At 38.4% G+C, this 15,274-nt stretch carries 11 protein-coding genes and 1 tRNA gene; 9 read left to right on the forward strand and 3 right to left on the reverse strand.

Annotation, left to right across the window (positions count from 1 at the left end):
• Positions 1-106: 106 nt before the first annotated feature.
• Together EGI31_RS02350 and EGI31_RS02355 are read right to left on the reverse strand one after the other, a co-directional pair.
• Complete coding sequence (locus EGI31_RS02350) at positions 107-1,450, reverse strand: trigger factor (RefSeq protein WP_255035527.1); 1,344 nt, start codon at positions 1,448-1,450, stop codon at positions 107-109.
• Positions 1,451-1,525: 75 nt separating this feature from the next.
• Positions 1,526-1,607 (reverse strand) — tRNA-Leu (locus tag EGI31_RS02355).
• A 205-nt stretch (positions 1,608-1,812) separates the two neighbouring features.
• Between EGI31_RS02355 and EGI31_RS02360 the strand changes: the two genes are divergently transcribed.
• The 6 genes from EGI31_RS02360 (at position 1,813) to EGI31_RS02385 (ending at position 7,733) form a co-directional block, all read left to right on the forward strand.
• Positions 1,813-4,080: a RelA/SpoT family protein gene (locus EGI31_RS02360; RefSeq protein ID WP_255035528.1), complete on the forward strand. Its 2,268-nt coding sequence runs from the start codon at positions 1,813-1,815 to the stop codon at positions 4,078-4,080.
• Between the two features lie 7 nt (positions 4,081-4,087).
• Entirely contained in the window at positions 4,088-4,630 is a 543-nt protein-coding gene (locus tag EGI31_RS02365; protein ID WP_255035529.1) for a hypothetical protein, read from the forward strand.
• Positions 4,631-4,710: 80 nt separating this feature from the next.
• A complete protein-coding gene (locus EGI31_RS02370; RefSeq protein ID WP_255035530.1) occupies positions 4,711-5,181 on the forward strand; it encodes a Fur family transcriptional regulator in 471 nt (156 codons plus the stop codon).
• Positions 5,182-5,203: 22 nt separating this feature from the next.
• The gene (locus tag EGI31_RS02375; protein WP_255035531.1) at positions 5,204-6,484 is read left to right on the forward strand and encodes an adenylosuccinate synthase; all 1,281 of its coding nucleotides are present in this window, start codon (positions 5,204-5,206) and stop codon (positions 6,482-6,484) included.
• Complete coding sequence (locus EGI31_RS02380; RefSeq protein ID WP_255035532.1) at positions 6,481-7,005, forward strand: hypothetical protein; 525 nt, start codon at positions 6,481-6,483, stop codon at positions 7,003-7,005. Before EGI31_RS02375 ends, EGI31_RS02380 begins: the two co-directional genes overlap by 4 nt.
• Before the next feature lie 260 nt (positions 7,006-7,265).
• Entirely contained in the window at positions 7,266-7,733 is a 468-nt protein-coding gene (locus EGI31_RS02385) for a LytR/AlgR family response regulator transcription factor (protein WP_255035533.1), read from the forward strand.
• Between the two features lie 86 nt (positions 7,734-7,819).
• Here the strand turns inward: EGI31_RS02385 and EGI31_RS02390 are convergent, their stop codons facing one another.
• On the reverse strand, positions 7,820-10,792 hold the full coding sequence (locus EGI31_RS02390) for a serine hydrolase domain-containing protein (RefSeq protein WP_255035534.1): 2,973 nt from the start codon (positions 10,790-10,792) through the stop codon (positions 7,820-7,822).
• A gap of 224 nt (positions 10,793-11,016) precedes the next feature.
• Between EGI31_RS02390 and EGI31_RS02395 the strand changes: the two genes are divergently transcribed.
• The 3 genes from EGI31_RS02395 to EGI31_RS25275 all read left to right on the forward strand — a co-directional run bounded on the left by EGI31_RS02395 (position 11,017) and on the right by EGI31_RS25275 (position 15,219).
• Entirely contained in the window at positions 11,017-12,633 is a 1,617-nt protein-coding gene (locus EGI31_RS02395) for an ABC-F family ATP-binding cassette domain-containing protein (protein WP_255035535.1), read from the forward strand.
• 169 nt (positions 12,634-12,802) lie between these two features.
• Positions 12,803-13,684: a tetratricopeptide repeat protein gene (locus EGI31_RS02400; RefSeq protein ID WP_255035536.1), complete on the forward strand. Its 882-nt coding sequence runs from the start codon at positions 12,803-12,805 to the stop codon at positions 13,682-13,684.
• Between the two features lie 110 nt (positions 13,685-13,794).
• On the forward strand, positions 13,795-15,219 hold the full coding sequence (locus EGI31_RS25275) for an amidohydrolase family protein (protein WP_255035537.1): 1,425 nt from the start codon (positions 13,795-13,797) through the stop codon (positions 15,217-15,219).
• Positions 15,220-15,274 lie beyond the last annotated feature (55 nt).

Genomic DNA, 15,274 nt, shown 5'->3' on the forward strand with positions numbered 1-15,274 from the left:
TATCTTAAAACTATCTAAATTATCTAAAAGTTCAATACCCCAAAACGAAAAAATCGGGTTTGAGCGAACCCAGTACCCGATTTTTATTCCTAATATTTCAAGAAAATTATACTTTGTATTTCTCCGAGGCTATCTCGTTAAATTCTTCTACCATCACCGTCTTGGTTTCTTTCTTCACCTTTTCCTTAACAAAACTCAAGACTTTTCTACCAAATGCTTTCTCGTAATGCTTCTTGGTGGCTTCATTGTTTTTCTCGCCCAATTGTTTCTTGGCCATGCTGTCAATGAATTCCTCCATGCCTTCAAAACCACCCTGCTGTCCAAAATATCCTCTGATTTCGTTTTTCACTTCTTCCAAAACGTCATCATACTGAATTTTCAGGTCGTTTTGTTTGGCTATCTCAGTTCTGATCAAATCCAATTTTAAACCTCTCGCTATGGAATCGTATTCCTTTTCTACGTCTTCTACTGTAGCTTTTCCTTGGTTTATCTCAACCAACCATTTCTTTAAAAACTCAGTCGGAAGCTCGATTGGTGTGCTGTCCAAAAGCATTTTATCTACATCAAAATCTAACAAAAAGTCAGATTCTCTGCTGTAATTTCCTTTGATAATTTCGGTAAGTTGGTTCAAAAACTCCTCTTCGCTAGTGGCTTTTCCTGGCCCTAAAACTTTATCAAAAAGCTCTTGCGTTAATTCAGAAGGTTTCATTCTTGTGATTTTTTCAACCACAAATTCGAATTCTCCTTGTAACGCAGCTGCGTCTTCGTCAGATTTACCAGTAGCAAAACCTAATTCTTTGTCCGTCTCAAAAATAGTCTGTATGTCCAATTTTAAAGAACTACCTTTTTCAAGACCCACAAATAGTTTTTGCGTTTCTGGTTTTACTTTATCGGTTGGAATTCCCGACTGAAACATAAAATCAGTTGACTCTTGGCTAAGTTTTCCAAAAATTATGTCACCTATCTCTGCTTCTTCTGGCTCTGTTTCTACTCCAAATCTGTTTTTAAGATCTTCAATGGTCTCGTTTATCTGTTTTTCAGAAGGCTGAATCTCATATTGCGTCAGGGTCGGAAGTTTTTCTAAATCCACAACAAAATCAGAAGCAAAACCAATTTCATACTCAAAAACGAACTCTTTCTGAGCTGCCCAGTCAATTTTATATGCGTCTTCTTTGGGAGTTGGTTCACCAACTACGTTAAGTTTATTTTCTTGAATAGTTGAATTCACAGCATCACTGGCCACTTTGATAACCTCGTCAACCAAAACTCCCTTACCGTAAATACTCTTAATATATTGAAGAGGCACATGTCCCGGTCTGAATCCTTTAACTTGAGCCGTTTTTGCGTATTCTTTAAGTTTTTTATCTACTAAGCCTTTGTAATCTTCCTCGCCAACTTCTACTGTCAGGTTAGCCAATGTAGAAGAAACTTTGTCAAATTTTGTTTGCATTTACTTGAATTTTTGTTCGAACTCTATAAAATTTAAAAACCCTTCAACCATACTTGAGGATTGAAGGGTTAGAAGTACGGGCGGAGGGAATCGAACCCCCACGCCTTGCGGCACTAGATCCTAAGTCTAGCACGTCTACCAGTTCCGCCACGCCCGCAAATGAATACGTCTTTCGATTATTCGGGGTGCAAAGTTAGATTTATTTTTTTATTAATCAAAAAAACCCCAAATGTTTTTTGAGAATTTTAATGAAATTTCTTTTTAAGCAAACCTAAACGCGATTTTGTTTTAGAAAATATTAGTTTTTGCATACATTAGCAGAAATTACGTCTATTTAAGAAGGAGGAAAATAATTGATGGGATTGAGCAAAGAAAACATATTACCCGTTGAATCGCCACATGAATACTACACTGAGGCCGAAAAAAAGGAAATAACCAAGTGGTATAAGAAAATTTTGCGTGGGGCCAAGGAGCATATCAAAGAAGGTGACACCAAATTGATAAGGAAAGCTCTGGACATTTCTATGGAGGCCCACAAAGAAATGCGACGTAAATCTGGCGAACCGTACATCTATCATCCACTAGAAGTAGCCTATATCTGTGTGGAAGAAATAGGCCTCGGTCCCACCTCTATTATATGTGCACTCCTTCATGATGTGGTTGAAGACACTGCCATAACTTTAGCCGAAATAGAAAAGGACTTTGGCCCTAAAGTGGCACAAATTATAGATGGGCTGACCAAAATCGCAGAGAACTTCGAGCAGACACAATCTGCTCAAGCCGAGAATTTTAGAAAAATGCTCTTGACCCTTTCGCAAGATGTAAGAGTAATTTTGATTAAACTTGCAGACAGACTACATAACATGCGTACACTGGGTAGCATGGCTCGCAACTCTCAGCTCAAGATTGCTCACGAGACCATATATATTTACGCACCGCTCGCACACAGATTGGGACTATACCAAATCAAGTCAGAACTTGAAGATCTTTATCTAAAATATACCGAGCCTGAAGTTTATAAAGACATTTCGTCAAGGCTGAATACCTCCAAAACCGCAAGAAAGAAATTAATCGACGGTTTTATGAGGCCTATATCAAAACGACTCAAAGAAGCCAAGCTTGATTTCTACATAAAAGGTAGGCCGAAGCACATTTATTCTATTTGGAAAAAACTGAATGCACAAAATGTAACCTTCGAGAACATCTACGACCTTTTTGCGATACGTATAATACTTCGAGGTATTCCTCCACAAGAAAAAGAAAAGGAAAAAGCAGCCTGTTGGCAGGCGTACTCCATAGTTACAGATGAGTATAGGCCCAACCCTGATCGATTGAAAGATTGGATTTCAACTCCACGAGCCAACGGGTATGAGTCTCTACACACCACCGTTATGAGCAATGCGGGTGTGTGGGTTGAGGTGCAAATTCGTACCGAAAGAATGGATGAAATCGCCGAAAAGGGATATGCCGCACACTGGAAATATAAGGGAGCGGATACTTCGCTTGATAAACCTCTGGATAATTGGCTGAACCAAGTACGAGATACGCTTGCTTCAAAAGACAGCTCGGCCATTGAGTTTTTAGAAGATTTTAGAGGTAATCTTTTCAATGAGGAAATATTTGTTTTTACGCCAAAAGGTGACCTCAAAGTACTGAGAAAAGGAGCAACAGTTTTAGACTTTGCGTTTGACGTACATACCGAAATCGGTAGGAAATGTACAGCAGGAAAGGTAAATAGCCATTTGGTGCCGATTAGTCATGTCTTGCAAAATGGCGACCAAGTGGAGATTTTGACCACCAAAAACCAAAAACCATCCGAAGACTGGCTCAGGTTTGTAGTAACCTCAAAAGCCAAAGCAAGAATAAAAGATACCCTCAAAGAATCAAACAAGGGCTATATAACCGAGGGTAAAGAAATAATAATTAAGAAACTAAAAAACCTTGGCTTAGAAAATAACCTTGAGACTTTTAACCAACTGAGGGCGTTTTTTAACAAGAAAGACTACAATGAACTCTTTTATTTCTTTGGGAAAGGTTACATTCTACCTGATGAGATCAAGAAGTTCAAACACGAAAGAGAGGCCCTTGTTAATCGTCAGAAAAAAATTGTAATCGACGAAAAGGCCTTCAAAGATGCCAAGAGTTTTGAAAAAGAAATAAAACAAACCAAAGGCAATGACACCCTGCTCATCGGTGACGACATGCAGCACATAGACTTTACTCTTTCCAGGTGTTGCAATCCAATTCCAGGTGATGACGTGTTTGGATTTTTGACTATAAACGAGGGTATAAAAATCCACCGAAATCTCTGTCCAAATGCCCAACAATTGCTTTCGAACTATGGCAATAGGGTGATAAAAGCCCGTTGGGCGAGTCAAATTGAAAAGTCTTATTTGGTTTCGATAGACTTGAGCGGCATCGACAGGGTGGGTATGATTCAGGATATTTCAAAAGTGATTTCGGGCGAACTCCACATAAACATGAGGGGTTTGTCCGTAGAAACATTCGATGGAATATTTGAGGGAAAAATTAAAGTTTATGTCTTTGATACCAAGCATTTGGATATTCTGATGTCAAAATTGGAGGAAATAGATGGTGTAAGTAATGTATCAAGAGGACAAACCGAATAAATAGGCCATGAATAAATCAAAAATATTAAAAACATCCATTTTCATTTTTACACTAATTATAAGTCTTAATACCTATAGCCAAGACTCAACTTTTGTTGCAAGTTTAACACATCAAAGAGGATTTATTGACACCAGAATTCTACACCTCGGCGTAAAATCTTCATCAAAAAACACATTGGCGTTGTTTGAACAAGCCAATGCCCAGAAGTCTATAAAACTTTACAAAAAATCGAAATACTTTCTGCCCGTAGGGCCACCATTGGTTCTAGGAGGAATATATTTAGGCTATGACGCCATAAAAGGCACAAAAATGCAAGCAGAAGTCGATGGTAAACTGTACACTTATTATGTCCGACCGATAGAACAACTTTTAGGCGGAATTGCGGTTTTCGCGGTAGGCATATGCATGATAGAATACGCCAACGAATTCAAGGCCAAGTCGGTGGATTTGTACAACGAAAATCAAAAAAACAAACAGAAATCAGACAAACTTGACCTCAAAGTAGGTTTCACGCCATCGGGTAAGGTTGGCCTTTATGCTAACTTTTAACAATTTTATTTTTTCTACCATTAAATCCCTTAATTTTGCATTTTAAAATTACCTAAGAAGCAATTTGGCTCACAAACGCTATGGTATTAGACAATAACAAAAATTTTCAAGCGGCTAAGCAGATTTTTACCGCTTACCTTGAAAATAAACAGTTGAGAAAAACCCCCGAAAGGTATGCTATCCTTGAAGAAATATACAACAGAGGCGACCACTTCGATGTGGAGGACTTGTATATCTCGATGAAAAACAAAAAGTACCAAGTAAGTAGAGCCACGGTGTACAATACCCTTGATCTTCTGGTAGAATGCGACCTCGTAACCAAGCACCAGTTTGGTAAAAACCTGGCCCAATATGAAAAATCTTATGGGTTTAAGCAGCACGATCACCTGATATGTATGGACTGTAACAAAGTGAAAGAATTCTGTGATCCAAGAGTTCAAAATATTCAAAATATGGTGGGCGATTTCCTAAATTTCGAAGTGATGCATCATTCACTTATATTTTATGGAAACTGCAAAAACGCCGAATGCGAAAATCGAGTAAAGAATTAATATTAAAATATAACGTAAATTAATGGTTGACATTTTATTAGGACTTCAATGGGGCGACGAGGGCAAAGGGAAGATTGTAGACGTTTTGGCTCCTGATTATAAAGTGGTTGCACGTTTTCAAGGTGGTCCAAATGCTGGCCATACGCTTGAGTTTGATGGTAAAAAGCACGTTTTACACCAAATTCCTTCGGGAATATTTCGTGATGATTGCATAAATATTATTGGCAATGGAGTGGTGTTGGATCCCATCATTTTCAAAAAGGAAATTGATGGCTTGGCTTCTTACAACATTGATTTCAAGAAAAACCTCTTCATTTCGAAGAAAACGGCCATCATCATACCTACGCACCGACTACTTGATGCCGCCTACGAGCAGGCAAAAGGAAGTGCAAAGATTGGCTCAACTTTGAAAGGAATAGGACCAACATATTCAGACAAGGTTTCGCGTCAGGGTTTAAGACTTGGAGATATTCTTTCTGTAAATTTCAAAGAAAAATACCAAAAACTCGTAAACAGCCATAAGCAGATATTAGACTTTTATAAGTATGAATATAGCTTGGAAGAAGCCGAAAAAGAGTTTTTTGCAGCACTTGAATTTATCAAAACTTTCAACTTGGTTGATGGTGAATATCTTATAAACAGCCAATTGTCCGAAAAAGGCACAAAAGTTTTGGCCGAAGGAGCTCAGGGTTCATTACTTGATATCGACTTCGGCTCTTACCCATTTGTAACTAGCTCAAGCACTACAGCAGCAGGTGTTTGCTCAGGTTTGGGTGTAGCCCCTTCGAAAATAAACGAAGTATATGGTATCTTCAAAGCTTACTGCACCAGAGTAGGTTCGGGACCATTTCCAACTGAACTATTGGAAGAAACTGGCGAAAAAATGCGTAAAGAAGGTAAAGAGTTCGGAAGCACTACGGGTCGCCCTCGTAGATGTGGGTGGATGGATTTACCTGCTCTGAAGTATTCAATTATGCTCAACGGCGTTACGCAGTTGGTTATGATGAAAGTAGACGTGTTGAATATTTTTGACGAAATCAGTATCTGTACGCACTATGAACTACCAGACGGTAGCACCACCGAGGAGCTTCCATTTGACATTTGTGATGTTGAAGTAAAACCAATTTACAAGACCTTCAAAGGCTGGAACTGCTCATTGGAAAATATTACGGATTTTGACAAAATGCCAGAAGAGCTAAAAGCTTATACGGCCTACATAGAAAAAGAAGTTGGCGTACCTGTTACTTATGTTTCTACAGGCCCTGATCGTACGGCCACCCTTACGCGAGCATCTGGTTTATGAATAAATATTTAGCAGGTTATGTTTTTGCTGGAGAAACTATCTTCAACATAAAAACGACAGGTTCGGTGTCGCAGGATATAGTTCAGCAACCCGAACCTGTCGCAAAGCCTGCAACCTTGCCACCACCAGTAGTTGTTGAACAGATCAAAACCGCACCAGTGGTGGTTGCACGATCTACTGAGAAGCTCGTTTTGGTGGTAAATAATATTTCCGATTCCGAAAAAGAGCTTTTGTCCAAAATATTGCAATCGGTCAAACAGAATCTGGAAAGTGCTATAATATTAGACATTTCTTCCGCTGAATCATTAAAATTAAGTGATTATACCTCTGCAAAAGAAATAATCAGCTTTGGAGTAGCCATGAGCAAACTTGGTAACGACCTTTTGCTGTTTCCATATCAAAGTCAAGAAAAACTATCCTTAAAGTACTTGTTAGTAGATGACTTAAAAACCATTCAGGCCAATCAAAAAGACGAGAAACGCCTGCTTTGGGCAGCATTAAAATCTTTCTATGGCTTGTAAGAGTTTTTGTCAAGTGTTTGTATAAAAAATTTATTAAGTGGTAAATTCTGCCACTTTTTTTTGTGCCATTAGTCCCTTAAATAATTATCGAAAGAGGCGAAATCGACAAATAACACCCTTTGATAATTATTTTAAATATTTCTCCGTCACTTATCCTAAAATCTCTGCCATTTATCGAATCACATTATGATTGGATAAATTTGGAGACAATATTGCATCTGTATTCAAAACAAAGCTTTCCTAAATAAATAATATACAAGATGAAACTACTTTATTCAAAACCGATGATGATGAGTACTCCAATGAGGTTGCCGTCTGTAGGTGTTCTATCCACCGAAACCGATATGCAAATGCGTGTTGCAGGCAAAAAAAACTTGATAGACCTTAATGATATTGTGTATTTAAAAAGTGCCAAGAACTACACCATTTTTAAGCTCAGAAGCGGCAAGGATGTTATTAGTTCAAAAACACTTGGAATATTCGAAGAAGAATTGAAAGGGGTATCAAATTTTGTTAGACCTCACAGATCTTACATTGTAAACTTCGATTTTGTTAAGGATCTTTTGTTCAATTGCCGTGGCGGTGAATTATTTATGGACAAAGAAGTTATTAATATCTCTCGTAGAAAAGCGGCAGATTTCAGAAGACATTATAGACGTTTTCTGACAGCATCTGGTAAAAACGTAAGTACTACAATCAGAATGAAGACTAAACTGAGAGTGTCTTAATTTAAGCACTTAGACGTTAATTTTTACTTTTTGGGTTACTAGTAATGAAGCGTAGCACTGCCACGCTTCATTTTTTTTGCTAAACCCTATTCTATCATGGATTCATAAACCACGTCATGGATTCTCTTACGGGTTTTGTTTTTTAATATTTTGTTATTTTCCGCAGAAGGATACACTCTATTCGACAAAAATATGTAAATCAATTCTTTCTCAGGATCTACCCAAGCAGCTGTTCCAGTAAAACCTGTATGTCCGTAGGTACTTGGAGAAGCATACTGCGATACACTTCCGTCGTCTGGGCTTGGTTTATTCCAACCAAGTCCTCTGTGACTAATTGCAGACTGTTTTTTGCTAAAAAAATCAATCGTTTGAGGTGAAAAGAACCTAATATCGTCATACTGGCCCTTGTTGAGATTCATTTGAAGAAGCCTTACCAAGTCCCATGAATTGCTAAATAAACCGGCATGACCTGCCACTCCACCTAGTAATGCGGCGTTAGGATCATGAACTGTGCCTTTAATGGTTGTTCTTCTGTAATCGTTGGTTACCTCTGTTGGAGCAATGTATTGGTTGGGTTTCCTGTTGGCGATGTTAAATCCTGTATTGTACATGCCCAATGGTGAATATATTTTAGAATCCACAAAAGCATCCAGTGCTTGTCCACTAATCTTTTCCACTACTCGCTGCAAAAGTATCAGGCCAAGGTCTGAGTATAGATATTTTGGTGCACTAGGTGAAGAAACAAGGCTACTTTTTACAATCCAGCTAAACACCGAGTCTTTGATCATGGGTTTTACATACAGGCTATCGGCCACTTTTAAATATGAATTGCCGAGGTTCTCTTTTGCAAAAAACTTGGGATTGCGTTCACCGTGGTTTTCCTTGGTATTGTCATAAAAAGGCACAAATGCCTTTAATCCAGCCTGATGCAAGAGTAAATCCTTAATCGTTATGTCTTTTTTGTTAGAATTCTGGAGTTCTGGCAGATAGAAAGATGCTTTCTGATTGATATCTAACTTTTTCTGGTCATACAGCATCATAATGGCCTGAAGCGTGGCAGTAACTTTCGTCAGCGAGGCAAGGTCGTATATGGTTTGGCCATCAACAGGTTCGTTAGCACCATATCTTTGGTTGCCAAATGACTCAAAGAAAACCACCTTTCCTTTTCTGGCCACTAATACCTGACATCCCGGAAACTCTTGGTTTTCGATGGCATTGTTTGCTATAAAACGTATTTGAGCTAACTTTGATTGATTCATGCCCACATCTGAAGCTATACCTAAGCCAACTCTTCCCAAGTGTTTTGTTTTAATTCCAAAATTTACTTTTCCGTCTAAAGCTAAGGTATTTACCGGAATTTTACCGCTCGAACCATTTACTCCAAAAATAATATTTGCCACTGCAATGTGGGCTTCTGGTTCGTCCTCAAAGCCACAAATGACCGTTTCGAACTCATCAAACAGTTTTAAACTATAAGGATTACCAAAAACACACACTACTACTTTGGTTTGCTTTTGAAGTTCTCTAATAATTTTAATGGTTTCAGGCACCACGCCAAAATTTCTACTGTCTAGGTTGTGCATTTCGTGTATGCCCACAATTACTAGGTCTTTTTGAGCGGCTTGCTCTACTACCCAAGTCCAGTCTGCTGACTTTGAAGGCTTAAACGGAATATTATAATTAGTGATGTTGGAATAATACGACATTGTTTTCTGAAAAACATTATCGGCCTTACCTGCAATGGAAAGTGAAGCGTAGCTTACATTTTGTGAATTTGCTAATGGCACTAAGCCATCGTCATCCTTAACCACGGTGGCAGCTTTGTCAAAAATTTTCTGCGTCAGATCCTTCGAGTTTTGATTGTTAAGGTCTGGTAAAAGATTTCTAAAATCTATCGGTTTATATTTATTCAAACCAGCCCAGTATTTAGACATAAGGATTTTCCTTACTTTATGGTCTAAATCACTTACTGACAAGGTACTATCCAGAAATTTTTGATGTAAGGCCCCATAGGCCACGTCCAAATTTCCGGTTTGAAGAAGCAAATCATTACCCGCCTGAAAAGCCTTTACCTCGGCAGCACCGGTGGGAAAATATTTGAGCAATCCTCTCATATTCAGAGCATCGGTAACCACAAGACCCTTGAAATTCATGTCTCTCTGGAGATACTCTTTAATGATTTTTTCAGAAACACTAGCTGGAGTATTGAGGGAGTTATCAAGAAGTGGCACATGCAAGTGGCCAATCATAACACTGGCTATGCTGTCTTCAATCAACGCCCTGAATGGCATAGTTTCTACCTCATTTATATGTTTAACCGTGTGGTTCAACACCGGTAATGCATAATGTGAGTCTTCGCCCGTGTCGCCATGGCCTGGAAAATGCTTTGCACTGCCCATTACATTGGCTTTTCGCATACCGCGTGCGTATGCCAGCGAAAGATTGGTGACATTTGAAACAGATTCGCCAAAAGATCGAAAGTTAATGACCGGATTTTTGGGGTTTGAGTTGATATCCGCATCTGGAGCAAAATTGATGTGTACACCTAGCCTCTTGCATTGTTTGCCAATTTCAAAGCCCATTTTTTCTATCAAATTTGCATCGCCCGTGGCCCCCAACGTAATGGCCTTAGGAAAAGAAAAAGCGTCGTCCAGCCGCATCCCAAGTCCCCATTCTCCGTCAATACCGATTAGCAGAGGAATTGTAGACGCACTTTGATACCTGTTGGTCAGCTCGGCCTGTTTCAAAGGATTTCCCTGAAAAAAAATCACTCCTCCGATATGATATTTCCTGATTTGCTCCTCCACTCTTCTGTAATCGTTTTCGTTACGGTTCGAAAAAGCCGCTATCATAAACAGTTGACCTATTTTTTGCTCCAAAGTCATGGTAGCAAGGATGCTATCTGCCCAAAGTGCTTGTTTTTGTTTATAATCTAATGGCTTTTTAGAAATCAAAATCTGCTTTGGAGAATTATAGTGCAGACTATTAGCTGAAATGAACAAGGTAAAAATCCCTAATAAAATAGAAAAATTCAAAAAGGCAAACTGGGATTTTTTCATAGTGTTTTGAAGTTTCGAATTACAAAAAAGCACTTTTTCTGAAAGAATTAAAAATTTTTAATTCAACAATAAACCTTGCACTCTTCCAAAAGGCAGTTTAAGAAGATAGAATAGCCCTTTTTCACGAAGAATACATATATTTTTCAGAGTACTTATTATTTTCGTAAATTTGCGGTTCGGTTTGGGGTCTTGTTGATTTCAAACGCCCAATTAATACAAAAAATATGCTGACTGTTTCTAATCTTTCGCTGCAATTTGGAAAGCGAGTTTTGTTTGAAGATGTAAATTTAAAATTTGTTCCTGGCAACGTTTATGGTCTAATCGGAGCCAATGGTGCTGGAAAAACCACCTTCGTTAAAATCCTTTCTGGTGAGTTAGACCCCACTTCTGGCAGAGTTGCTATGGATCCAGGTGAAAGAATGTCAGTTTTAAATCAAAACCAAAACGCCTTCGATGAGTATACGGTTTTAGATACCGTTTTGAGAGGAAACGAAAGGCTATATGAGGTAATGCTTGAGAAAGATGCCATATATCTTAAACCGGATTTTAGCGAGGAAGATGGTAACAGAGCAGCAGAGTTAGAAGGAGAATTTGCGGAAATGAACGGCTGGGAGGCTGAATCTGACGCTGGATCTTTGCTTTCTGGCCTTGGAGTTACAGAAGACCTTCACTATATGCTGATGAAAGACATCAACCCAACCGAAAAAGTAAAGGTGTTGTTGGCTCAAGCCTTATTCGGAAACCCAGACGTGCTGCTTTTAGATGAACCTACGAACAACTTGGATATTGAGTCTATTTTGTGGCTGGAGAATTTCTTGATGAACTTCAAAAACACCGTTATCGTAGTATCTCACGATAGACACTTTTTGGACAACGTATGTACCTACGTGGCTGACTTGGACTTCAAAAAAATATCTATTTATGGTGGAAACTACTCATTCTGGTATGAATCCAGCCAGCTAGCAGCCCGCCAAAAGGCTGATCAGAATAAGAAAGCCGAGGAGAAAAAGAAAGAATTGGAGGATTTTATCCGTCGTTTCTCTGCCAACGTGGCCAAGTCTAAACAAGCTACTGCTCGTCAGAAAATGATCGACAAATTGGATATTACGGCCATCCAGCCATCTTCAAGACGTTATCCGTTTATCGGATTTAAGCCCGAAAGAGAGGTCGGTGACCAAATATTGCAAGTAGATAACTTGAGCTATAAAAACGAAGAAGGCGTTTATCTTTTCAAAGATGTGAGTTTTTGGGTGGGGAAAAACGACAAGATAGCGTTTTTAAGCAAAGACGGACAAGCTGTAACAGCCCTTTTTGATATTTTGAGTGGTAAAAAACAAGCCACCGAAGGTGAGTTTAAGTGGGGCGTAACCATTACTCATGACTACCTTCCTAACGACAACTCAGACTATTTCTCAGACAGCAGCATGATATTGGTAGATTGGCTGAGACAATATTCTGTAGAAAAAGACGAATCGTTTATTAGAGGGTTTTTGGGAAGAATGTTGTTTTCGGGCGAAGAGGCCTTGAAAAAAAGCTCGGTACTTTCTGGAGGAGAAAAACAACGTTGTATGTTCTCTAAAATGATGCTTTCAAACTCCAACGTATTGATATTTGACGAACCCACCAACCACTTGGACTTGGAGTCTATTCAGGCATTGAACAAAGGCATGGAAGACTTTGATAGTAACATATTGTTCGCTTGTCATGACCACCAACTGACCAACTCGGTGGCCAACAGAATCATAGAGATTGGACCAAAAGGCTGTCTCGACAAAATGATGACTTTCGACGAGTTCTTGACAGACGAAAGAATAAAAGGACAAAGAAAAGAGATCTATTAATCTATAAAGATAATAACCTAAGCCACTCCGTTTTTTGGGGTGGCTTTTTTGTTTTAGTCGTTTTTAAGTTGCTAATTTTGAGTGTTTTCTACCTTAAAAAAATTTGGCACGAAAATTTCAAAGAATATTATTAAAAATTAAATATTTTTTGAAAATTAGCGTTTCTAATATGCTTTTAATAAAAGATAAGGCTTTGGTTAAAAATATAGTTATAGTTGTTCTTTGTACAGGCTTAGGTGCGATGGTAAATGCCCAGCAAATTGTGCTTAAGTCTCAAGCCATCGGAAACAATTCCATAGTTAAGACGACTGGTATATCCGCTGAAAAAAAAACACTGCAAGCGGCCAGTACTCCGAAGCAAAAACTAGAGTCTCCAACATTAATTGAAGAATCTGCAGAAGTTGTAATTGTAAACAAAACTGCTCCGGTTGGACTAGACATTAACTTTGTTCCTCTTTTTGGTGGTTATTCCAAGTCAGAATCTCAACAAATAGATGACCAACTTTTCATATCTGACTGTGACAAACAGTTCAAGTCTAGGGCTGAGGGTAGCGAATTTTTTTCAAAAATGGGCTGGGATTATTTAGCCGAAGGAGATAAAAACACTGCCATTCACAGATTCAATCTCTCTTGGCTCTTAAGTCCCGACAATGTGGACGTGTACTGGGGGCTCGGGGTTATAGAGTTTCAATCTGCCAATTTTCCAAACGCCATCAAGCTGATGACCAAAGGATTGGAAACCTCAAAAGAACCCAATTATGTACTAATGGTTGACTTGGCCACCGTTTATATAAAAACTGCCCTCAATAATCCGAATTCATTAATAGAATCGGCAAACGCCAGAGACTTGCTTTCAAAATCACTAGAAATTCAGCCAAAATACACACCTGCTTACATGCAACTAACGCTGGTGAATATCATCGAAAACAAATTAGATGATGCCTGGGAGAGTTTTCACAAAGGCTATGAGCTGAATACCAAAGAGGTAAATTACGAGATTTTGGGTGAACTTTTGAAAAGAAAAGCTGACCCGAAGGGCGTGTTTAAGTAAGCTTAAGACCTCTTTTACCTATCTGCACAAAACCAGAGTTTTCTCAAAATCAATTTTTTTTGTAACTTGCAGAGAATTTAAACTATAGTTTAAACTCAACAATCAGCCAAGTGAAGAAAATATACATTCTTTTCGTTTTCAGTTTTTTTTCTGCAAAAAGTCAATCTCTCGACAGTCAATTTGATAAAATTCGTAATAATACTGCTCAATTAAGAGCTTTCTTTTCGGCCATGCCCAAAGGCGGAGATTTGCACCATCACTACGACGGCTCCATTTATACCGAAACATTTATTGAGTATGCCATAAAAAATGATTTCTGGCTTAATATCAACACTTTAATAATTCAAAAAGAACGCCCTATTGATTTACAAAAAGATAAAAACTGGAGAAAAATTTCTGATCTGATTCAGAAATACCAATTTGAATTCTACAAACAGAAATTTCTAGAGCTATGGTCAAGCAAAGATTTTCATCCCTCAAAAGGCCCATCGGATGATCACTTTTTTAGCACTTTCGATGGTTTTATGCCTGCTAAAGACCCCAACCTTGCTACTGGTCTTTTGGAACTAAAAGAAAGAGCCATAAAAGAAAACGTGAGTTATATAGAAACCATGTTTTTGCTTTTCTTCAAGGGTGGAGATGCTCAAAAAATGCAGGCATTCAATCAAAGCCTAAAAAATGCACAACAAAATAAGGATGAGCAAACTCTAAAGACTATTTTGGATGAAATGTATGCTTACTTCAATGCAAATGGAGCACAAAAACAAGCCCAAAAATACAATGAAGACTTGCAAAGAATTCACACTTCCAACGCTATAGACAACGAAAAATTTACGCTTCGCTACCAAAATGCTATCCTCCGTTTAAAACAACCTGCAGAAGTTTTTGGCGATTTAGTGGTGTGTTATCTATCTGATCAAAGCAGTCCGCTGGTCAACGGCGTAAATATTGTTGGTCAAGAGGACCAAGAAGTATCTATGAAAGATTATTGGCTGCATATGCAAATGTACAAATACCTTAACAACAAATTTCCAAAGACAAAAAACGCTCTTCATGCAGGTGAATTGACCCTTGGTTTGGTGAAACCAGAGGAGCTTACCTGGCACATAAATGAGGCTATTTCTGTAGCTAATGCCAGACGAATTGGGCATGGAATAGATTTACCCTTTGAAAAAGATGCGTTTTCACTTTTGAAAAAAATGAAAGAGGAGCAAATTGCAGTAGAAATCAACCTCAAAAGCAACGAATTTATACTGAACGTCAAAAACGACGAACACCCCATTTCGCTATATCATCAACACGGAGTGCCAATGGTCATTTCTACCGACGATGCCGGCGTTTTAAGAACCAACCTCACTGAGCAATACGTTTTACTCGCCAAACGCTATCCCGAGTTTTCTTATTCAGAAATTAAACAATTGGTTTTCAACAGTATCCGCTTTTCTTTTATTGAGGATGAAAGTTTGAAAACTTCTATTTTGAAAAAACTTGAAAACGATTTTCTTGAATTTGAGAAAATAGTTTTTGGAAAGTGATCGAACACGGATTTAACTGATTTGACACGGATAGAATTTTTTTCTATCTACCTTT

It is taken from the genome of Lacihabitans soyangensis, from assembly GCF_024343775.1.
GTDB lineage: Bacteria > Bacteroidota > Bacteroidia > Cytophagales > Spirosomataceae > Leadbetterella > Leadbetterella soyangensis.